Origin of the sequence: Haladaptatus paucihalophilus DX253, assembly GCF_000376445.1 — an archaeon.
Classification (GTDB): domain Archaea; phylum Halobacteriota; class Halobacteria; order Halobacteriales; family Haladaptataceae; genus Haladaptatus; species Haladaptatus paucihalophilus.
The window spans coordinates 1,074,692-1,095,664 of sequence record NZ_AQXI01000001.1 but is presented as its reverse complement, the minus strand read 5'-3'; the positions used below and the strand labels follow the sequence as shown (position 1 = coordinate 1,095,664).

The window sequence follows — 20,973 nt, the reverse complement described above, 5'->3', positions numbered from 1 at the left end:
AACTGCAACAATACGGCGTAATGACTTAAAGGTAACGATTTCGATAACTGCCGTCAACCGGATGGAAAAAAGTTAGATGTACTCCTCTTCCAGCGTCCACCCCAACGCCCGCTTGTAGTGCGTAAACATCTCTCGGATTCCTTGGTGGTTCATATCGTCGCTTTCGAGCTGTTCTTTGAGGAACTCGTACTGCTCGCGGATCTCTTCTTCGTCGCGCATATCGCGTCGTTTCGTGGTTCTGTCGGTTATGCGTGTCGGCGCGATAACGGTCGTCGGTCGAAACGCCGCCACCCGGTTTCGTCGCGCTATTTTCTGTCGAGTCGGGACAGGCCGTGCCAGATGGCATCGACCATCCGCTCCTCGCCGTCCCCGTCGGCGTCGTCCCACCCTCGGGCGAGCGCGTCCTCCAGCACGGGAATCGAGTGATTCTCGAAGTTGTTCATCCCCCGGAAGTCTTCGAGGGCGTCGCGTTCGTCGTCGTCGAACGTCCCCGAGGGTGTGCCGTCGAAAAAGCCGAGGTCGGCGAGGGTTTCGGCCACCTGTTCCGCCGTGCCGTCGCTCAAATCCCGCGTTTCGTCGGGTTCCTCGCGCTCCAGCAGGGTCACGTCGTAGATTTTGAACACGCGCTCCAGTTCGTCGATGGGCGTCTCGTGGTCGTCCACGCGCACGTCCACCCAACGGTCGTTGCGTCCCTCGTACCCGCCTTGGGGTTTGGCGATGTACAGCGCGGCGCTCTGCTCGCCGCGTTTGTCGCCACCGGCGTCGTTGCCCGCGTGGAGCGCGGCGATGAGCCGTTCGGGGAGGCCGCCTTCGGTTTCCTCGAAGGCGTCCGCCATCGCTTCGAGCGTCTCGCGGTTTTCGAGGATGTTTCCCTGGACGGTGTAGTGCTCGCCTTGGATGTCGCCCGCGTAGTCGAAACAGTCCGCGCCCGTGAACGCCGCGATGGTTTCACCCTCCTCCCCCGCGTCGTCGATACCCTGGTCTCGCATGGCAACCGGCGATTTCACGACGCCGAGTTGCCGCGACTCGAACTCCGGGTCCGCGCCGGTGAGTTCCATCACGACCTCCTTCGCGGACTTCCCCCGTCGGAGGAGGTCGTGTCCGTCCGGGCCGTACGCGACGTTGGCGAAGCTTTGGGTGGCGACGGCACCCGCGTCCGCGCTGACGAACGGGACGACGCTCCCGACGCTGACGAACTTCGATTGGACGGCGACGCCGACGGCGTCCTGTTCCGGGTCGCGTGCGACGATGGAGAACGTGGATGGTCGCGGCGCTGATTGTCGTGACATACGCGGGACGAAGCAGTCCATCCCGAAAAGCGTTCACCACCCGGTAACTCAGTTCTCCACTTCGTCCTCCTCGGGAGGGTTCGTCCTTCCGTCGCCGGTATCGCTCTCCTTTCGCGCCGTGAGCGGTTGCCGGGAGACGAGTTCGCAGTCGAAGTCGGGATGTTCGGTGAGGTGATGAACGAGTATGTGCCGTCGTCCGCCGGTCAGTCCCCGTTCGCCCACCGTCTCGGCCGTGAACGTCCCCGGAAGTCGCTCGTACAGGTCCACCAGCGCGTCGAACCGTTCGAACACCTTTCGGTGCCCGGCGGAGTCGGCACCGCGACGCGAGACGACGTAGCTCCCGTCGTCGCGGTGCTCCCCGGCCGTGCGGAAGAACTCGCGGCGTTCGGTCAGCGCCTGACCGAGCGCCTCGCGTAACTGGTCGGCCTCGCGTCTGGAGAGGTCGTGTTTCTCTCCGAAAACGGTCAGCGACACGCCGTCGTCCGTGCTCTCGGCAGAGACTGTCGTCTCTCCGGAAACGGGCGACTCGTTCGACCTGTCCGAACACTCCGCAGAATCAGCAGTACGTGCGGCCGAGAATTTCTCGACCAGCCGCGACGGGGCGACTTACTCTATCCTCCGAGCGAGTTTCACTCGACATGGTGATTGCACGTAGTTCGCCGCCGCTGATAAATCCACGGGGTGGCGAAGTCGGTGGAAGCCGAAGTCAGGGGAGCGGTGGGTCGCGCGTGAGAGTTTTCACCCCGGAAGCGCAATCGGTGGACATGAAAGTCCGCGGAACCCGCGAGTGTAAAAACTGCGGGACCCAGTGGTCGTACTACGAGACGGGGAGCGTCGCCTGTCCGAACTGCGAGAGCATGCAGAGCGTCGGATTGGACGAAAACAGGATGCAACACACCGACAGTCCGGCGACCCTCGAACTGGCCGAGATACGCGACGCGCTGGACCGGGAACCGGCGCGCGAGGTCGCAAACAGGGCGGCCGACGAGGCGGGCGAGTACGTCAGAAAGCGCGGATTCATCAGCGGGGGCGAACTCCTCCCGCTCGACGACACCTACCTCGCGGCGAACGAGCTCCGACACGCCGGACAACTGTTCAGCCGGTCGATGCGGATGACCGACGACGAGGAAATATACTTTTTCTCGCTCCTCCGCGGTGCCGACGAGGGTGAACGCCCGGACGCCCGCGACCTCCCGGAGTCGATTTACGAGGTGCGAGGGCTGGCGGACGCGGAATCGCTCAAAGAATACCACGGTGAGATGGGCGAGTGGGCGAGAGAACACGACGTGGACCGCGAGGGACGGAACACGCTCGAAACCTTGGGTGAACACGTCCGTCGCGCACAGGCGCTCGAAGGCGGAGTCGATATCGACACCGCCGAGGCGCTCGTCTCGGCGGCGCGCGACTTGGCGCGGTATTTCGACGAGGACGATATGGACGCCCTCGCGAGCAGTCGGGACACGCTGTCTCGATTGGCGTAGTCGGGCCGGTACTTCGACGACTAAGGAAGTTCGACTTCGACGTCCGCCTGTTCTCCGGCGGCTTTCACCGTGTTGTAGAGCAACATCGCACGCGTCATCGGGCCGACGCCGCCCGGAACGGGCGTTATCGCGCTCGCTTTCTCCTTCGCACTGTCGAAGTCCACGTCGCCGACGAGTTCGTAGCCCTTCTCGTTATCCGCATCCACGCGGTTGACGCCAACGTCGATGACGGTCACGCCGTCGGAGAGCATCGACCCGTCGATGAGTTCGGGGACGCCGCAGGCCGCGACGACGACATCCGCATCGCGGGTCTTCGCGGCGAGGTCGTCGGTGCGCGAGTGGCACACCGTCACAGTCGCGTTGCCACCCTCGGCTTTCTGAATGAGGAGGTTCGCCAGCGGTTTGCCGACGATGTTCGACCGGCCGACGATAACGACGTCCTTGCCCTCCGGGTCCACGTCCACCGATTCGAGGAGTTTCTGGACGCCGTGGGGCGTGCAGGGTTTGAAGCGCGGGTGGCCCGCCACGAGCATGCCGACGTTCTCCGGGTGGAAGCCGTCCGCGTCCTTTTTCGGGTCGATGGCGCGGAGGACCTGCTGTGAATCAACGTGGTCGGGAACGGGCATCTGGACGAGGATGCCGTGTACCTCGGGGTCCTCGTTCAGGTCGTCGATGGTTTCGTACAGCTCCTCGGCCGGTGCCTCGGGGTCGATTTCGATGTGAATTCCGTTGATGCCGACCTCCTCGCAGTCGCGCTGTTTCATCGAGACGTACGTCTCGCTCGCGGGGTCGTCGCTCATGAGGACCGTCGCCAATCCCGGCGTCACACCCTCGTCCTTCAGCGTCTGGATGCTCTCGCCGAGGTCCGTTCGAATGCCCTCCGCCACCGCGCGTCCGTCGATGATGTCCGTCATTGTCGAAGAATGCGACTCGAAGCCCCTTCAACATTCGGGTTCGTGCGTATTTCTGGGATTTAAAATCCGAATATATGCACGATTGTGTCTATTGGTGTCAGAGGAACTCCGCTTCCTCGCTGTCCATTTCGACAGGAACCGAACACGAATCCGTTTCGTCGCGGTATTTCGCGGTTACGTCGATTTTCTCCGGCGTGAGTTCTTTCAACCGGTCGAACGAAACCGACGGTTCCGTAACGGTGCCGTCGGTGTTCCGCCATCGTTGGTGGTACATTTTCACGGCCGTCGTAGCGCCGTCATCGGTAGAACCGACCCCGATAGCGACTCCGGAAATCTTCCCATTCACTCGCTTCTCCAGTTCCTCTCTGACGGCATCCTTCGCGGCCTCGGTAGCCCGAAATTCGACCCATCTTTCGACCGACATCGTGCCGTACTCCAGTACTTCATCGCCGGTGCGAACACGCGGAAAGCGAACTACGTCATCACGTTCGACGTATTCGACGCTCTCGTCTTCTACGCGTACGGTCATCCGAAGAACGTCCGAATCGTCGGGCATCGGTATGTCACCGAGTCGATTGAACCCGGTCCACCTGCTCGCGCGGATGGAACTGGTTCGCCGTCTCGGTCTGGATTCGAATCCACCCCGGGTAGATGGCGACGGTCACGTCGGCGAGGGAGGTCCCGTCGGTGAACACGATGTCGGCACTTTTGAAGCCTGCAAGTTGTTCTGGCATGGTCGAACCTCACGGCGTGTCGAATTAGATGTGTCGCTCGGGAAAAAGAAACGGCCGAGAGCCGCAAATCGTCCTTCGGGAGTCGCGTTACTCGTAGAGCGGGTTCTCGTCGCAAAGCGCCTGCACTTCTTCGGCGACTTCCGCTTTCACGTCATCGTCGTCTATATGATTGATTGTGCGCGCGATGAGGTCGCCGACGCGTTCGATGTCGTCGGCGTCGAAGCCGCGGGTCGTCAGCGCGGGCGTCCCGGCGCGGATGCCGCTGGCGACGAAGGGCGAGCGCGTCTCGCCCGGAACCGTGTTGGCGTTGAGGACGATGCCGACGTCTTCGAGCGCTTCCTCGGCGTCCTTCCCGGTCACGTCCTCGTGGGATTCGCGCAGGTCCACGAGTACGAGGTGGGTATCCGTGCCGCCGGAGACGAGGCCGAAGCCGTGGTTCTGGAACGTCTCGGCCAGTACCTTCGCGTTCTCGACGGTCTGGGCGGCGTACTCTTCGAACTCGGGGTCGAGCGCCTCCTTGAATCCGACCGCCTTGCCCGCGATGTTGTGCATGAGCGGACCGCCCTGCATACCGGGGATGACCGCCGAATCGACGGCATCCGCGTACTCCTCGTCGCACATGATGATGCCGCCGCGACCAGAGCGGATGGTCTTGTGCGTCGACCCGGTGACGAAATCGGCCACGCCGACCGGGGACGGGTGTTCGCCCGCCGCCACGAGACCGGTGATGTGGGCGATGTCCGCGAGGTGGTACGCGTCCGCCGCGTCCGCGGCCTCCTGAATCCGCTCCCATTCGACCTGCCGCGGGTACGCGGAGTAGCCGGAGACGATGATGTCGGGTTCGAACTCGACCGCGTGCTCGTATATCTCGTCGTAGTCGAGGTAGCCCGTTTCCGGGTCCACTTTGTACTGTTCTACCTCGTAGAGCTTTCCGGCGAAGTTCACCTTGTGACCGTGGCTCAGGTGCCCCCCGTGGGTCAGGTCGAGCGAGAGGATTTTGTCGCCGGGTTCGAGGACGGCGAGGTAGACGCCCATGTTCGCTTGCGACCCGCTGTGCGGTTGGACGTTGACGTGCTCCGCCCCCCAGAGTTCCTTCGCACGCTCGATGGCGAGGCTCTCGACCGTATCGATGTGCTCACAACCGCCGTAGTAGCGCTCGCCGGGATAGCCTTCCGCATACTTGTTCGTCAGGGTGCTCCCCTGTGCTTCGAGCACCGCCTCGCTGACGAAGTTTTCGCTAGCGATCATCTCTAGTGTGTCGCGTTCGCGCTCGACTTCCGCTTCGAGGGCGTCTGCGACGTCCGGGTCGACCGCCCGGATGTGGTCGTACTCCATGTGAAACACCCGGACACGACGGAGTATAAGTGTACCTTTCGCACAGTACGGATACATCCCCGACAGAAATATAAACTAACAGTGAGATAACGATTCTATTACCGGTATGATCGAATGGGAGGAGACGGAAACAGGGGTTCGTGCGTTCGACCGGACGAAAACCGGCGTTACCATCGGTGCGTCCGATTGGGAATCCGGTGGCGGAGCGAAAGCTATCGACCGTCCGATAGACGTATCGGTCTCCGGTCGTGCGTCCCGACTTTCCTTTCCTCCGAGTTTGGTAAACATCACGAACGTCGAGACGGGGGAGCAGTACAAACACGGTAACGACACCGAACCCCTCGAGCTTTCCACGGGAGAGTACCTCGCAAATATTCACGGGAACATCAAGACGTATCTCCGATTTTCTGGCCCAGCAAGAGTCTACAAAACTGACGATTTTGAGACGTTAATCATCGATTTCCACGAGCGGATTCCGATTACGCTCGGCTTTCGGAGCCATCACGAAGTTCCCGTCGATACGATAACCGTCCCGCCGACCGTCGAGGGGGTAGCGACCGCGATTTCGTACGCCGCTTCGTCGCACAAGACGACCGGCCCGGACAGGTCGTATCCGACCCTCCGCGGACATCCGCCGCGGTTCGAAGTCGGCGAGGAGTTACACATCCCGGACCCGGTGCGCGAGGAGAGAAAGGACAGTGGAATCGAGATGCGGATTCCCGACGACTTGGCGACGGCGTTCGTCACCGCACCGCTCGCCTTCTATTTGCAAGCGGACGTTCACGTCGAGGAGCGCGATGCACCGATGCTCTCGGTGCCGGAAACCAACTTCACGTATCACTTCAGTTCGCTTCCGTCGTATCAAACCGAGGTCGCGGATATGCTTCGACGGGTATTCTTTTTGGACTGTCTCGTTCGGAACGCCGGGCCGCACAGTTGGGACCTCGCGGAACTATCCCTGTTGGACGAACTCGACATCGACGCGGCGGCGACCTACGAGGCCACCCCGGGTGAGCAGTTCGTCGAGTACGACCTCCTCGATTTCGCGCGAATCGACGACGACCTCCCCGAGTGGCATCTGGCGATGTACGTCGAACCCTCGGTGGAGAACATCTCGGCGCTCCCGTACCTGCTCGCCAATTTGAGCGCCGTCTACCTCCCGAAATCGACCCCGTTGGAGCGCGACGAACTACTCGACGCCTCCCTCGGTGACTTCTACCGCGATGGGCAACGAGCACCGGAAGTGGCTGCCGCCGGTGGTTCGTATCGAGCGTCGGAGACCGTTTCCTCGGTCGAGCGGGTCAAACCGGAGTTACAACAGGGACAGGTTCACGGTTGGTTGGCGAACGGCGTTCCCATCGACGTGTTCAAGACCGACGTGACCGCCTACGAAAATCGCTTCAAGTACTTCGACCGGTCGAACGGCGACATCGACGTGACGCTGATACTGAACGACGAGATGATGGGCGACGAACACGAGGACGTGGCAGAGATATACATGGAGCGGTCCGAGGAGTTGCCTATCGACGTAACGGTCCGTGAACATCTTTCGCGCGCCGAACTCGCCGAGACGCTCGAAAGTCCGTGCGATTTCGTCCACTACATCGGTCACTGTGAGGAGTCGGGACTACGCTGTACGGACGGTAATCTCCCGGTTTCGAGCATCGAGGAGAGTAACGTCCAGACCTTCTTTCTGAACGCCTGTGGCTCCTACCACGAGGGAATGGAGTTGGTCAGAAAAGGGAGCGTCGCGGGTGCGGTGACGTTCAACAAGGTGCTGAACAAACAGGCGGGAAAAGTCGGCGTTTCCTTTGCACGGCTGTTGATTAACGGATTCAGCATTCAGCGAGCGCTCCAAATCGCTCGTCGGCGGATCATGATGAACAAGGATTATGCCGTCGTCGGCGACGGGACACACCAGTTGACGCAGTGTGCTAGCTTCTTCCCAGTGGTTGGAAAGTTAACGCGACTGGACGAAGACAGATTCCATTTGTCGTGTGATTTGATGACCGAGCGGTTGCCCGGTGGCTACTTCCAACCATACTTAAAGAGCAGCAATACGGGATATCTAGCCGGGAACGACGCAGTATTCTCACTCCATTCCGATGAACTCAAATCCTACCTTCATCACGCAGAAATACCGGTTGTGTTTGACGGTGAGCTGTACTGGTCGGCCGAATTAGTATCGCTTCTCGATTAGGGACCTGCGCTGCCCGCACCGCTTATTAACGGTGAAAAGATTCCTCCGGAATAGACAGTCGTTACGAACATGAGGCCGAATGCTGCGCTGATCGTCCGTGGATGTTCCGTAAGCCACTGGTGGATTTTATCCCGCATGTCGCATGTTGATACTTCACATTCTTACTTCATTCTTTCGGACTGTTCACGCAATATGGAATTGGTAATTAGGTCTTACTCGACGGAATTATGCCGTTATCGTCGTTCGGCAACGCTTGACGGACGGAAAAGAGGCCGATATTGTGCGTTCTGGACACTCTCGCGGCGAAGCTCAGAAATTCACGTTCACTGAAGAGATTTCGGACTTCAGGGTGGTATTATACAAAATAGCCGGTTATAATTACGACGTTGACTAATTGTTCATACTACATAACCTATGATTTCCGTTGATTTCGAACGTTAAAATTAAATAGATGAATCTCGTCCGTCTCACTATGGAAACAAAATCGAACCTCTTGAACCAAAGCGTCCACGAGATCCTTCAGACGGTGATCGATCAAGGCCCCGACGTCATGCTCGTCGTGAATCCATCCGCGAGCGCGATTGAAGACCTTATCGATGCCGCGACGGAGTACGAAGGCGACCTCCCCGAGATGCGTATGCTCGCGGACGAAGGTATCCTCAAAGACGTCATGGAAGACTTCATCATCGCCAGCAACGCCGCCGACCTCATCGACGAGGGCGCGCTCACGCTGCGCACTACGGAGGATTCCTCCGGCAACTCGCTCCTCGTCACCGAGGACGTCGTCATCGCACTCGTCACCGCGGGCGACCGAGTTGGTGGCCTGACCTCCGACGACGACGAGTTCGTGGACGCCGCCTACGGCACGTACACGGACTTCTGGGACGATGCGAGCGACTTCTCGCTCCGTACGCCCCCGATTACGCGCGTCCGCGAGACGCTCGGCGAAGAGATCAGCCCCGAGGCGGAAGACGACTTCAACAGCGTCCTCTCCTCGCTCGAAACCGCTCGCGGTGACGGCGACGGTCTCGACGAAGTGACCATCAGCCTCCTCGTCGCGGCCAAAAACGAGGCGTTGCTCTACGACATCAGCAAGTGGGGCGAGGACGTCGGCATCGCAAGCAAAGCGACGTTCTCCCGAACGAAGACCAAGCTCGAGGACATGGGCCTCATCGGTACCGAGAAGGTCCCCATCGACGTCGGTCGCCCGCGTCTCCGCCTGAAGCTCGCCAACGACGACCTTCAGAACGCGGACACCGACCAGCTCGCTGGCGTCGCACAGAGCATCCTCAACTAAGCGCAGTTCGTCCCGTTTTTTCTCGTCTTCGAGCGGCGGCTATCCGCCGTACTTTTGCCATCCGCACGTCTCGTCTCGTGCATGAACACCGTGCTGGGCGTTGTCGGTCGAGGTCCCGGTGCCGATGCGGTCACGTCGGCGCTTTCGGACGCGGACGGAGCCGTCACCGAACTCGACGCCGATTCCATCGGCGATGCCGATTTCGCCGTCGTCATCGACGAGGTGGGCGCATCCGTCTTCGAACGCGCGAATCGGGCGGAAATTCCGTGGATTGCGGTCGAACTCGGCGGCGTGGGTGGCCGACCGCGTTCCGACGTGAACGCCGCCGTTTCGGGATTTTCCCCGGAAACCGCCTGTTTCGATTGTTTGCGTGCGCGTGTCGCGGCCAACGCGGAGGAAGCCGACGGTACGGGAGGGGACACCCCCGAAACCGCCGAGTACGATGCCGTCACCGAACGGTTCGCCGGTGCGGTCGCCGGGAGGGAGGCGGCGACGCTCGCTGCGGGTGGCGAATCGGCGATACTCGGCGGCGTCACGGAACTCCCGCACGCGGAACGACGACTGCTTCCGGTTCCGAACTGCCCGACGTGTGGGGAACCGCGGGACCGAACGCTCGGCATCGAGTACGAGGAGCGGACGCTGGACGAGGCGGTTTCCCACGCCGAACTGGCGCTGGACGAGCGCCTCGGCGTCATCCGCTCGCTCGGCGAGGTGTCGTCGTTTCCCGTCCCGTACTATCTGGCGACCGTCACGGACACGAACGGATTCAGCGACGCGAGCGCACCGGGACAGTCGGCGGGGGTCGCCGACGGTTGGGACGCGGCGCTCATGAAGGCGTTGGGCGAGGGAATGGAACGCTATTGTGCGGGCGTCTATCGAGAGGACGAGTTCGCGGTGGCGCGGCCGTCCGATCTCGGCAACGCGGTGTCTCCCGCCGAGTTCGTGCGGCCCGCCGGATGGCCCGACGCGAACGACGACGAACTCGCGTGGGTCTCCGGGCGAAATCTGGCGACCGGCGAACTCGTTCACCTTCCGGCCGAGTTCGTCCACTTCCCGCCGCCGTCGGCGCGATTCAAGCCCGCCATAACCACCGGTTTGGGGTTGGGTAACTCGACTGCCGAGGCGATTCTGTCCGGGTTGTACGAGGTCATCGAGCGCGACGCGACGATGCTCGCGTGGTACTCATCGTTCGAACCGCTGGGATTGCACGTCGAGGACGACGGGTTCGAGACGTTGGTAAAGCGAGCACGCGCGGAGGAGTTGGACGTAACCGCCCTGCTCGTCACGCAGGACATCGACGTTCCCGTGGTCGCCGTCGCCGTTCACCGGGACGGAGAATGGCCGAAGTTCGCGGTGGGGTCGGGTGCGGATTTGGACCCGGACGCGGCGGCCCGCTCCGCGCTCGCGGAGGCGCTCCAGAACTGGACGGAACTGAAGTCGATGGGGAAAGAAGACGCCGCGGAGGCGGAGGGGTCCATCGCCCGGTACGCGTCGTTCCCCGGGTCGGCACGGCGCTTCGTCACGCCCGAGACGACGATTCCGAGTTCCAGCGTCGGTTCGCCGGTGTCGGACGGAACGGCGGAGTTGGAAGCGGTCGTCTCGCGGGCGAGCGAGGCGCTTTCGGTGTACAGTGCCAGGGTGACGACGCGCGACGTGGCGTCGCTCGGGTTCGAAGCGGTCCGCGTTCTCGCTCCCGAGGCACAACCGCTGTTCACCGGGGACGCGTTCTTCGGGAAGCGCGCGCGGACGGTCCCCGACGAACTCGGCTTCGACGCGCGTCCCGACCGGGAGCCGCATCCGTATCCCTGACTTCGAACGGACGACGAGAAACGAGCGACGAACGGCGAACGGCGAACGGCAACCGACGAACGATGAGTGACGAGCGTCGCTAGACTCGTGCTACCGAGACACAAGGGTTTTATATCAGTTCTACTCGTAACTCACGACATAGAGGGAGATTAATAGTGCCTAATATTGCTCACACGGTCAGCGTGGTGACGGTATGACGACCGAGTTCGACCTCTCGTGTGCGACGTGCGGGTCGTCGCTGTCGAAACAAAGCGTCTCCGTGGACCATCTGAACGCACAGCGCGTCGAAGCGGCGGTGTGCCGGAACTGTGGGGACCGGTACTTCCCCGAATCGACGTTGGAACGACTCGACTAAATTCCGAACGTCGCCCGGAGCATGTCGCGGGTTCCCGGCCCGAGTCCGACCGCGACGATGGCGATGAGGAGCAGGATGGCGTAGCGCGGGCTCTCCTCGAATATCTGCTCGTCGAACACCCAGACGACGGCGAGCGCGGCGGCGATTTTGACGAAGAGGAACGGCCACGCCGTCCCGATGACGTCCGTCACCGACGCCGGGAACACGTTCGTCGTGATGTCGATGATGGCCCGGTTGACGGGGTGTTTCGCGCCGTACTGCCCGGCGAGGCCGAGCGCGCCCGCCCAGTCGAGAACCGCGACGTTTGCGACGCCATCCACGGCGTGACCCCAGATGACGACCGCGCCCATGGCGGCCGTTCCGGCGTTGATTTCGGGTGCGTATCGGTTCACCGCCCACCAGACGACGGCGGTGACGAGCGTCGCGCCGCCGAGGACGACGACGAGCATCTGCGGGTAGAACCTGACAGTTTGGGTCGTCATCGCCAGCATCACCAGATAGCCGACCGTCGCGGCGAGGACGACCGTGCCGATTCCGGCGAGCGGATATTCGTAGTCCTCGACCACACCGCGGCGGGCGAGGGCGACGCTCACGACGAGGGCGGCGAGCGTGATGGCGAAGACGGTGAAGTAGATGATGGGGCTGATGATGAGCGTGTTCCACGGGAAGGGAATCGCGCTCTGGCCGACCTGTCCGAGCGCGTCGTTCGCGTCCTCAACGACGCGCAGCGCGCCGCCGAAGAGCATGAACGGGAAGAGCGCGTAAAAGAGGCGTCGCTCCTGTCCGACGTTCAGTCGGCGGAGGAGGTAGACGACGCCCATCAGCGCGACGATGAGCGTGACCGCGTAGCCGACCTCCGAGACGAGGGTGTAGCCGGGTTCCGCGACCGGACCCGGCGCCGTCGCGCACGTCGCCGCGTCGTAGATGTACTTCGTCGTGCCGCCGTCGCGGACGGCACAGGAGGCGTTGTTCGCGTCGGCCAGTACCGGACCCCAGAAGTAGTGCCAAATGAAACCGTCGTACACCTGTTTCGGGAACGCGAGCGCACCGCCGACCAGCGCCACGATGGCGGCGGCGACGGCCCCCATCCACAGGCGCTCGTTGTCGGCTTCCTCGCTTGCTGTGTCCATATCGCACGAACCGAAGCGAGCGGGTTTTAGGGTTCCGGTCTTGTCACTCCTCGAGACCCATTTCGAGGGGGAGTTCCTCGCTCTCGTAGGGGGACCCGAGGACGACCATCGTCTGTGAGCGGGCGAACCCGTCCATCTGGGCGATGTTGTCGAACATCAACTCGCGGAGGCTGTCGGCGTCTTCGGCGTACACCCGGGCCATCACGTCCCACGACCCGGTCGTCAGGTGAACCTCCTGAATCCCGTCGATTCCTTCGAGGCGTTTGAGCGTGTCCTTCTCGCGCCCCTGTTCCACGCGGAGACCGACGAACGCGGAGATGCCGAGCGAGACCTCTTTCGGGTTCACGGTGGCGTGATAGCCGGTGATGACGCCCGCTTCTTCCATGCGATTAACGCGGTCGTGCACCGTCGCGCTGGACATGTCTATCTGTCGCGCGATTTCGCTGAACGGTGTCCGGGCGTTCGCTTGGAGGGCTTTCAGAATGGCACGGTCTGTGTCATCCAGTTTCATATCGCTACGGTGAATCCCCACCGCTAAATAATTGTACACACCACGCTCGGTATACTTGCAATAAATAGATTATAAATTTCGTTCGTTTAATTTCCGTAGTATGGTTCGGCATCGCGGGCCGCCGCGAGCACTTCCTCGTGCGCTTCGCCGTTGGAAGCGACCAATCCGCGACTCTCCGTCGTCCACGGTTCGCCGTGGATGTCCGTCACCGTGCCGCCCGCCTGCCGAACCATGAACGCGCCCGCAACGGTGTCCCACGGGTTCGGAACGATGTTCGTCACGGTGCCGTCCAGCGCGCCGCTGGCGACCATTCCGAGGACGATTTGCGCACAGCCGAACCGACGCATGTCGCCGAATCGCTTCACGATGCCCTCCGCCGTCGCGGCGTACTCTTCGCGGCGGTCGAAGTCCCACCAGACGGTCGGGCAGACCGTGAACGTCTCGGGGTCGGTGCGGTCGCTGACCGTGATTCGCTCGCCGTTCAGGTACGCCCCGTCCGCGTCCGCCGTGTACACGTCGTCCAGCGCCGGGCAGACGTTCGCGGCGGCGACGGCGTCCCCGTCCCGCACCGCGGCGACGCTGGTCGTCCACAGCGGAATCCCGCGCACGAAGTTGTTCGTCCCGTCGATGGGGTCGATGACCCACACGTCGCCCTCCGTCGGGACCTCCTTCAGCGCGTCCTCCTCCTCGCCGACGATGGCGTCCTCGGGGAACTCGTTCCGGATAACTTCGATGACGCGGCGCTGGCTGTTGCGGTCGGCTTCCGTCACCACGTCGGTCTTGTTCGATTTCGTCTCGACAGCGAGACCGCTTCGAAAGCCGTCCGCGGCGATTTCGCTCCCCGCTGTCGCGGCGCGCTCCGCCAGTTCGAGGCGGGATTCGACGTTCGTCATGGTTCGAGAGGCGGGGCGACATGGAAAAGGAGTGTCGTTTCTCGATTCGCAACGTTTTAACACCCGCACCATGCAATACAAACTGCGTGCGAGGGTAGCCAAGCCCGGCCAACGGCGGCGGACTCAAGATCCGCTCCTGTAGAGGTCCAAGGGTTCAACTCCCTTCCCTCGCATGTCCGCGCGCAAGCAACGAAGCGCGCGACTGCGAACGAAGGGCGTTGAATGAGGCCAGACGGAACGTCTGGACGTAGTTCAACTCCCTTCCCTCGCACTCACACGAGTGCAGGAAGACCGCACAGAGCGTTCTTCCCTCGCAAACTGCAGGCCTACACAGGCTCTCGCAACACTTCTGACGACGACCGATTCGATAGTGACCACTTCATTGCGGTCGAGGTTTCGCGGAGGTATTCGGAGAAGGGTCCCGACGTCTTTTGCCGTCCGAGAGCGCAACGTGTTTTTCCGCCCGCTTCGAAACCCCGTCCATGAAACCGAAGCCGATAGCCGACCTCGGGCCGGACGAGCGGCGGACGCTGTTCGACCGCGACGCCGGAATCGAGGGCGTGCGGAGCGACGTGCGCGACATCATCGACAAGGTGCGTGAGGAAGGTGACGTTGCGGTCAGGAATTTCTGCCGCGAGTTCGACGGCGTGGAGGTGGGCAACATCGACATCACGGACGACGCCGAGCGCGCCTACGAGGAAATCGACGACGACGTGCGCGACGCCATTGAGGACGCGGCGGCGAACATCCGCGAGTTCCACGAGGCGCAACTGCCCGAGGACTGGCGGGCGGACTTCGACGGGCGCGAACTCGGACGCAGGTTCCGCCCCATCGAGCGCGTCGGGGTGTACGCACCCGGCGGCACCGCGGCCTACCCCTCCAGCGCGCTGATGGGCGTCATCCCGGCGAAGGTGGCCGGTGTGGAGCAGGTGGCCGTCGCCACGCCGCCCGGCGAGCCACAGAACGACATCACGCTGGCCGCGATTCACGCCGCGAGGGCGGACCGCGTGTATCGCGTCGGGGGCGCGCAGGCCATCGCGGCGATGGCCTACGGAACCGAGCAGATAGACCGCGTGCAGAAGGTCGTCGGTCCCGGAAACAAGTGGGTCACGGCGGCGAAAGCGGAGGTGCAGGGCGACGTGGCTATCGACTTCCTCGCCGGACCGAGCGAACTCCTCGTGCTGGCCGACGACTCGGCGGACCCGGCGTTCGTCGCCAGCGACGTGGTGGCACAGGCGGAACACGACGAGAACGCTTCCTCCGTCGCGGTGACGGACGACGCTGATTTCGCCGAGGCAGTCGCGGAAGAAGTCGAGAAGCAGGCGGGCGAACGCGAACGCGAGGACGTGATTCGGACGGCGCTCGACAACGACGCCAGCGGGGTGTTCGTCGCGCGCTCCATGAGCGAGGCGCTCCTCTTCGCCGAGGAGTACGCCGCGGAACACCTGTCGATTCAGGCCGAAAACGACGAGGACCTCCTCTCGCGCATCGACAGCGCAGGAAGCGTCTTCCTCGGACCCTACACGCCCGTCGCGGCGGGCGATTACGCCTCCGGGACGAATCACGTCCTGCCGACGACCGGCGCGGCGAAAATCACGGGCGGCCTATCCGTCGATACCTTCCTCCGCTCGACGACGGTCCAGCGGTTGGACGAGGACGCGCTCGATTCCCTCTCGGAGACCATCACGACGCTCGCGGAATCGGAAGGGTTGGACGCCCACGCGGAGAGCGTCCGCAAGCGATTCGAGTAGTCGATAATCGAATCTGAGGGGTTTCAGAAGTCGCCGTTGACGATATCCACGACGCGCTGGGAGTCGTAGAGCGGCTTTTCGACGCCGTACAGCAGTTTGGCGGTTCGCTGGGTGAGGACGAGATTCGTGATGGGGCCTTGGTACAGGCCACCGGCGCGGTAGACGTCCCCGTTTTTCACGGCGGTGAGTTTACTGGCCGTGTTGTCGTTTTCGAGGAACTTGATGACCGTGTTCTCGAACTCCGTTCGGGTCTTGCCCTCGTACGCGCGAAGCAGGAGGACTTCCGGGTCCACTTTCAGGAGCGTTTCGAGGTCGATAGAACCGCGACTTCCGTGGAAGTCCTTCACGTCCGTTTTTGCCAGCGCGTCGCTGACGCCGAGGTCGTTCAGGTGTTTGAACCCGGTCCCCTTCCCGATGATGTAGGGGTAGAACTTCGTCGGTTGGTCGCCGACGCCCCAGACGACGGCCGCCGACGGGCGCTCGCTTTTCTTCGGAACGACGTCGGAGATGTTGGATTGGAAGTCGGCGTGGAGCTTCTCGAACGCCTCGTAGCGGTCGTGTCGCTTGAACACCTTCGACAGCTTTTCGAAGCCCTCCATGAGGGTGTAGTACCGGTAATCTTCGTGCCACGGATAGTGCTGGGCGTAGATGCAGTTGCCGAACAGCGGCGCGATGTTCTGCTTGATTTCGTCCACGTCCTTCTGTCCCCATCCCTTGAACCGGTTCATCAGGAAGTTGGGGTCCATCACGTGCACGTCGGCGTCGAGTTGGTAGAACAGCTCCTTGTTGACGCCATCTTGATACAGCGACTTGATGTCGCTTTTGTCCACCGAGAGGCCGTCGATGGCGTCGTAGTACTGCGTGTGGTATCGGCTCGCCATCCAGACGGCTTTCGGCGGTTCGAGGCCGAGCGCGATGCCCATGTCCGCCCAGCTGCCGTTGTTGGCGACCCACGTCTTCGGGACGCTCTCGAACTCCACCTCGCCGACCGGCGCCATCGAGACGGAGTACGGTCCGTCCGTCGTGGTCGTCTCCTCTGCCGCGGTCGTGGAGTCGCCCTCGCTCCCGGTCGTCGTGTCCGTCGATGGAGATCCGGAGTCGCTGTCGCTGGTACAGCCAGCGAGGAGACCGCCTCCCAGAACCGCTCCAGTTCCTTTGATAACCGTGCGCCGCGTGCGTCCTTCGTTCCGATCCATGGTTTTAGGCTCACCTAAACCATTATAGTCGTTTCGAAATTTAGGCAGGCCTAAATGCAGAGGAGGTCGCATCCGGGAGTCCGACGGGCGCTCGTGTCGCTTCGGAACGTGTCGTCTCGATAGCGCGTCCTTTTAACGGGCGAGACGCGGGTTCACTCTCATGGAGAAACGAAGTCTCGTCGGGCGACGCTCGTTCATCGCGTCGAGCGCGATGGCGGCGCTCGCCGGCTGTGCTAGCGAAGGACGCGACAAAACGGGTACGACCACTTCGTCGCGCGACGGGACCGACCGGTCGAAGACGGGGGCGTCCACGGGTGCCGAAACGGGGTCGGAAGACGGAACGGAGGAACCCGGAAAGACGACGACCGTTCCGGTCGGTACGGTCGTGAAGGACGACTCCCTTGCGATGGTCGTCCGCGGGGTGAAACGGGAGGAGAAACGGAGCGAGTTCCGCGAGGCACGGAACGGTCACACGTTCGCCGTCGTCCGGATGGCGGTCAAAAATACGAGCGGCACGTACGTGGGTCTCGACGACTTCCTCCACGCGACCCTCGAGAGCGGGTCGGGCGAGAGTTACGACCCCTCGTTCAGTTCCCCCCGACATCCGATGAAGACCGGCGTCCTCGCGCCCGGTGAAGTCGTCCGTGGCGATGTCGTCTTCGAAGTGCCGAAAAGCGCGGCGAGGTTGTCGCTTCGCTTCGACTTCGAGGCGTTCAGTCGCTTCGAGTTCGAACGAATCACCGTCTCACTCGCGGAAACGGCGGACTCGGTCGCAGATCTGAAACAGTCGCTCGGCGACGCCGTGCTGTCGCAGGGAACGGAAGCGTCACGCGACGGCGTTTCCGTCGTCGTTCACGGCGTCCGAACGACGAAGAAACTGGACGAGTTCATCGAGGCCGACGACGGGTACGAGTTCGTGGTCCCGGACATCGAAATAACGAACGACGGGGACGAACGACTGTTCGTCTCGACGCTCCTCCAGATGCGCGCGAAGACGGGAACCGGCCTCGCGTACACGGCCGACATCAGCGCGAGTTCGGCGCTGAAACGTCCGGTCAACGAGAATTCCGACATCGAAGCCGGGGCTTCTCATCGCGGCGAACTCGCCTATCAGGTCGAGACGGGGACGGCACCGCTCCGGTGGGTGTTCAATTTCCTCGACGCCGAGACCGCGTACAAGGCGTTTTGGAACCTTCGCTAAGCGGCGGCTGGTCGTTCCGACCGGCCGCGATAAAAAGCGATTTCGTCGGGCCTACCGTCCGAGCGCTTCGCTGGTCGCCGCCAGTCCGGCCTCCACGTCCACGTCCGCACCGTGTTCCCGGAGCGCGTCGCCGAGCGCGCTCACGAGATACGAGACGGTTTCGGGGCGGGCGGAGTAGCCCATACAGCCGATGCGGAAGATTTCGCCGTCCAAATCGCCCAGTCCGGTGGCGATTTCGAGGTCGTACTGGTCGAGCAGATAGCTCGTGATGTCGGTATCCGTGACGCCCTCGGGGACGCGAACGGCGTTGAGGCTGGGGAGCCAGTACTCCTCGGGCGCGTTCATTTCGAGTCCCATCGCCTCGACACCCGCCTTGAGCGCGCCCGCGATTTCGCGGTGGCGCTCCCAGCGCGCTTCGATGCCCTCTTCGCTGACGAGGCGAAGCGCCTCGCGGAGCGCGTAGACGTTCGTGATGGGTGCCGTGTGGTGATACGCCCGGTCGTCGCCCCAGTAGCCTTCGAGGAGGGAGAGGTCGAGGTACCACGAACGCGGGGCTTCCTCGCGGGAGAGCACCTTCTCCATCGCGCGGTCGTTGAGCGTCAGCGGACTCGCACCCGGCGGACAGGAAAGACACTTCTGCGGCCCGGAGTAGGCCACGTCGATGTCCCATTCGTCCACCTTCAACTCGACGCCGCCGAGCGACGTGACCGAATCGGCGATGACGTACGCGTCGTGGCCGTGAGCGATGCTCGTCAGTTCGGAAACGTCGGGTTGAACCACCCCGGTGCTCGTCTCGGCGTGGACGAAGCCGAAGATATCGGGTTGGTGTTCCTCGAACGCCAGCTGCACGTCGGCGGGGTCGAGGGGTTCGCCCCACGGCGCATCGACGTGGACGACCTCCCCGCCCGCTCGCTCCGCCATCGACTCCATCCGACCGCCGAAGTAGCCGTTAGTCGGAACCAACATCGTGTCGCCGGGTTCCACCAGATTGCCGATAGCGGCCTCCATGGAGGCGGAACCGGTCCCCGACACGGGAATGGTCCATTGATTCTCCGTTCTGAAGGTGTATCGAAGGAGGTCCTGAACCTCGTTCATGATGTCGATGAACGACGGGTCTAAATGGCCGACCAACGGCGTGCTCATCGCCCGGAGCACGCGCGGGTGCACTTCGCTCGGGCCGGGACCCATCAGCGTTCTGTCTGGCGGTGTCAACTCGCCTACCGTGGGGTTCTCCATGTCGCCCCGTAGCACTCGGGGTGACAAAAATCCCGCCTTCGCGGCATCCCGTACCCAACGACCCGTTGATTCGCGCAACGGGGCGTTTCTCGCAACAAATACTTCTCGAACGGTCGAAACGGTCGCCTCTGTTTATTCGGTCTATCGCTGTATGCGGGGATAGCCCAGTTCGTTGCTGGGTGGAGGAATACATAATGACACAACAGGGACCCATGGAGCACTCGCAAGCGGGAATCAGTGGCGGTCGGTACGGACAATCACAGGAGTACGGACGAATGGGCGCCCGCCAGCGGGGCGGGATTCCACCGCAACGCGGCCAGCAGACTGCCCCACAGGAGTATGGCCAACAGGGAATCTCCCAGCAGGGAGTCGGCCAGCAGATGGGGCAGGGAACGAGCACGAGCGGCGGCCAGCAAATGACACAACCTGGCGGCCAGTTCGACGATCAGTTGCCCGGCGAGATGCGCGTCGCACTCGAAGACTTCGAGAAGGCCGCGAAAGTCTGTGATTGGTGTGCCGACCAGTGTATCGACGAGGGACCGCAGATGGCCGAGTGTATTCGGCTCTGTCGGGACGTTGCCGACCTCGGAACGCTGAACACGAAGCTCATCGCCCGCGATTCCGTCTTCGGACCGGAACTCGCGGAAGTGTTCGCGACCGCGGCCGAGGAGTGTGCGAGTGAGTGTATGCGACACCAGAACGCACACTGTCAAGAGTGTGCGTCCGTTCTTTCCCGAGCCGTCGATTCTACCTACCGATTGCTCGACAAACTCCAGACGACGGAGGGGGGAGTCTCGACCCAGCAGGGGATTCCCACGCAGCAATCGCAGTTCTAACTCGCACTTCTCGGTCGTCGCAAGGGTGTGTTCCCGAGCCGAAACGGACCATACCCGGCACCAATTCCACCTTTCTCGAACGGTCGGGCGTGGTCGCCTTCGAACGGTCGGTCCGGTTTATCCCGACGACGAGTGAAGGGCAATTGCTCCGACGGGGAGCGAGGAACGACCATGACACAACGGTATCGACGACCACGAGAGGAATCGTTCGAACGGGGACCGCGACCGTCCGGTGGGTCCCACGTCCGACGGCAGCGACCGCCACGGTCGCACGGGACGATGGGCCAGCAACCGCGAACCCGACAGGGGACGAGTCAACGGTCCGAACGCCGCCGAATGGGAGGGGAAGTCGGTCCGAAGTCGAAGTTCGAGGACCTCCTCACGAGCGAAGTCCAGATGGTCCTCCACGACTTCCAGAAACTCGAAACGACCGCCGAATGGTGTGCCAACGAGTGCATCGAGCGCGGACCGGAGTTGGCGACGTGCGCGCGGACCTGTCGGGATATCGCCGACATCGCGCACCTCGGCGTCCAACTGCTGTCGCGGAACCCGTACCGACGCACCGACGTGGGGGACGCGATTCTGAACGCCTTCCTCGACGCGCGTGATGAGCTGCAACGGTATCGTTATCCTCCCGTGATGGACACCGTTCAGGCCCTCGACCGGGCGGTAGAGTCCCTCTCGAAGGCTATCGAAACCGTCCAACGACGAGGCGGGGGAACCCAGTGAGGCGACGCTCGCCGTCCGGAAGGACCGGTGAGCCGCGATTTCATGATATAGGTTAACATCAGCCATTATCGGGGTC

At 62.6% G+C, this 20,973-nt stretch carries 21 protein-coding genes and 1 tRNA gene; 10 read left to right on the top strand and 12 right to left on the bottom strand.

All coding sequences use genetic code 11. The annotated features are described in order from the left end of the window. Positions 1 to 72: 72 nt before the first annotated feature. From B208_RS24235 to B208_RS0106150, 3 genes are all read right to left on the bottom strand, one after another. A complete protein-coding gene (locus tag B208_RS24235) occupies positions 73 to 219 on the bottom strand; it encodes a hypothetical protein (RefSeq protein ID WP_171970517.1) in 147 nt (48 codons plus the stop codon). A gap of 86 nt (positions 220 to 305) precedes the next feature. Further along, positions 306 to 1,289, bottom strand: a complete 984-nt coding sequence (locus tag B208_RS0106155) for a DUF1028 domain-containing protein (protein WP_018128768.1) — start codon at positions 1,287 to 1,289, stop codon at positions 306 to 308. A 48-nt stretch (positions 1,290 to 1,337) separates the two neighbouring features. Beyond that, positions 1,338 to 1,763 (bottom strand): DUF7528 family protein, encoded by a 426-nt coding sequence (locus tag B208_RS0106150; protein WP_007977756.1) that lies wholly within the window; start codon positions 1,761 to 1,763, stop codon positions 1,338 to 1,340. A 164-nt stretch (positions 1,764 to 1,927) separates the two neighbouring features. Here B208_RS0106150 and B208_RS0106145 point away from each other — a divergent pair, with 164 nt between their 5' ends. Continuing rightward, positions 1,928 to 2,770, top strand: coding sequence for a DUF7117 family protein (locus B208_RS0106145; protein WP_232423735.1), 843 nt, complete (start codon positions 1,928 to 1,930; stop codon positions 2,768 to 2,770). A 20-nt stretch (positions 2,771 to 2,790) separates the two neighbouring features. Here the strand turns inward: B208_RS0106145 and B208_RS0106140 are convergent, their stop codons facing one another. The 4 genes from B208_RS0106140 to glyA all read right to left on the bottom strand — a co-directional run bounded on the left by B208_RS0106140 (position 2,791) and on the right by glyA (position 5,753). Continuing rightward, a complete protein-coding gene (locus B208_RS0106140) occupies positions 2,791 to 3,684 on the bottom strand; it encodes a bifunctional methylenetetrahydrofolate dehydrogenase/methenyltetrahydrofolate cyclohydrolase (protein WP_007977754.1) in 894 nt (297 codons plus the stop codon). A 97-nt stretch (positions 3,685 to 3,781) separates the two neighbouring features. Beyond that, a complete protein-coding gene (locus tag B208_RS0106135) occupies positions 3,782 to 4,213 on the bottom strand; it encodes a hypothetical protein (RefSeq protein ID WP_232423734.1) in 432 nt (143 codons plus the stop codon). Between the two features lie 34 nt (positions 4,214 to 4,247). After that, complete coding sequence (locus B208_RS24230) at positions 4,248 to 4,418, bottom strand: hypothetical protein (RefSeq protein WP_007977752.1); 171 nt, start codon at positions 4,416 to 4,418, stop codon at positions 4,248 to 4,250. An 87-nt stretch (positions 4,419 to 4,505) separates the two neighbouring features. Then, positions 4,506 to 5,753, bottom strand: coding sequence for a serine hydroxymethyltransferase (gene glyA, locus B208_RS0106125; protein WP_007977751.1), 1,248 nt, complete (start codon positions 5,751 to 5,753; stop codon positions 4,506 to 4,508). Positions 5,754 to 5,859: 106 nt separating this feature from the next. Here glyA and B208_RS0106120 point away from each other — a divergent pair, with 106 nt between their 5' ends. The 4 genes from B208_RS0106120 (at position 5,860) to B208_RS24225 (ending at position 11,414) form a co-directional block, all read left to right on the top strand. Next, positions 5,860 to 7,953, top strand: a complete 2,094-nt coding sequence (locus tag B208_RS0106120) for a hypothetical protein (RefSeq protein WP_007977750.1) — start codon at positions 5,860 to 5,862, stop codon at positions 7,951 to 7,953. Between the two features lie 472 nt (positions 7,954 to 8,425). Further along, positions 8,426 to 9,250 carry a transcriptional regulator TbsP gene (gene tbsP / locus B208_RS0106115; RefSeq protein WP_026177756.1) on the top strand — a complete coding sequence of 275 codons (825 nt, stop codon included), beginning with the start codon at positions 8,426 to 8,428 and terminating at the stop codon, positions 9,248 to 9,250. 81 nt (positions 9,251 to 9,331) lie between these two features. Next, positions 9,332 to 11,059: a YcaO-like family protein gene (locus tag B208_RS0106110; RefSeq protein WP_007977748.1), complete on the top strand. Its 1,728-nt coding sequence runs from the start codon at positions 9,332 to 9,334 to the stop codon at positions 11,057 to 11,059. Positions 11,060 to 11,252: 193 nt separating this feature from the next. Further along, positions 11,253 to 11,414 carry a DUF7479 domain-containing protein gene (locus B208_RS24225; RefSeq protein ID WP_007977747.1) on the top strand — a complete coding sequence of 54 codons (162 nt, stop codon included), beginning with the start codon at positions 11,253 to 11,255 and terminating at the stop codon, positions 11,412 to 11,414. Here B208_RS24225 and B208_RS0106100 read toward each other — a convergent pair. The 3 genes from B208_RS0106100 to B208_RS0106090 all read right to left on the bottom strand — a co-directional run bounded on the left by B208_RS0106100 (position 11,411) and on the right by B208_RS0106090 (position 13,948). Further along, complete coding sequence (locus tag B208_RS0106100; protein ID WP_007977745.1) at positions 11,411 to 12,544, bottom strand: DUF63 family protein; 1,134 nt, start codon at positions 12,542 to 12,544, stop codon at positions 11,411 to 11,413. The genes B208_RS24225 and B208_RS0106100 overlap by 4 nt on opposite strands. A 43-nt stretch (positions 12,545 to 12,587) precedes the next feature. Next, positions 12,588 to 13,055 (bottom strand): Lrp/AsnC family transcriptional regulator, encoded by a 468-nt coding sequence (locus B208_RS0106095; RefSeq protein ID WP_007977744.1) that lies wholly within the window; start codon positions 13,053 to 13,055, stop codon positions 12,588 to 12,590. Between the two features lie 86 nt (positions 13,056 to 13,141). Further along, positions 13,142 to 13,948: an inositol monophosphatase family protein gene (locus B208_RS0106090; RefSeq protein ID WP_007977743.1), complete on the bottom strand. Its 807-nt coding sequence runs from the start codon at positions 13,946 to 13,948 to the stop codon at positions 13,142 to 13,144. A gap of 88 nt (positions 13,949 to 14,036) precedes the next feature. Here B208_RS0106090 and B208_RS0106085 point away from each other — a divergent pair. Next, positions 14,037 to 14,121: transfer RNA gene (locus B208_RS0106085), tRNA-Leu, on the top strand. A gap of 309 nt (positions 14,122 to 14,430) precedes the next feature. Then, entirely contained in the window at positions 14,431 to 15,699 is a 1,269-nt protein-coding gene (gene hisD, locus B208_RS0106080; RefSeq protein WP_007977742.1) for a histidinol dehydrogenase, read from the top strand. A 23-nt stretch (positions 15,700 to 15,722) separates the two neighbouring features. Here hisD and B208_RS0106075 read toward each other — a convergent pair whose 3' ends face one another. Then, complete coding sequence (locus tag B208_RS0106075) at positions 15,723 to 16,895, bottom strand: ABC transporter substrate-binding protein (protein WP_007977741.1); 1,173 nt, start codon at positions 16,893 to 16,895, stop codon at positions 15,723 to 15,725. A gap of 160 nt (positions 16,896 to 17,055) precedes the next feature. On the opposite strand from B208_RS0106075, the gene B208_RS0106070 reads away from it, so the two are divergent. Continuing rightward, positions 17,056 to 18,096, top strand: a complete 1,041-nt coding sequence (locus tag B208_RS0106070) for a DUF4352 domain-containing protein (protein WP_007977740.1) — start codon at positions 17,056 to 17,058, stop codon at positions 18,094 to 18,096. Between the two features lie 51 nt (positions 18,097 to 18,147). Here B208_RS0106070 and B208_RS0106065 read toward each other — a convergent pair whose 3' ends face one another. After that, positions 18,148 to 19,332 carry a pyridoxal-phosphate-dependent aminotransferase family protein gene (locus B208_RS0106065; RefSeq protein WP_049805633.1) on the bottom strand — a complete coding sequence of 395 codons (1,185 nt, stop codon included), beginning with the start codon at positions 19,330 to 19,332 and terminating at the stop codon, positions 18,148 to 18,150. 194 nt (positions 19,333 to 19,526) lie between these two features. Here B208_RS0106065 and B208_RS24650 point away from each other — a divergent pair, with 194 nt between their 5' ends. Then, positions 19,527 to 20,168 carry a four-helix bundle copper-binding protein gene (locus tag B208_RS24650; RefSeq protein ID WP_232423733.1) on the top strand — a complete coding sequence of 214 codons (642 nt, stop codon included), beginning with the start codon at positions 19,527 to 19,529 and terminating at the stop codon, positions 20,166 to 20,168. Positions 20,169 to 20,339: 171 nt separating this feature from the next. Beyond that, entirely contained in the window at positions 20,340 to 20,897 is a 558-nt protein-coding gene (locus B208_RS0106055; protein WP_232423732.1) for a hypothetical protein, read from the top strand. Positions 20,898 to 20,973: the final 76 nt, after the last annotated feature.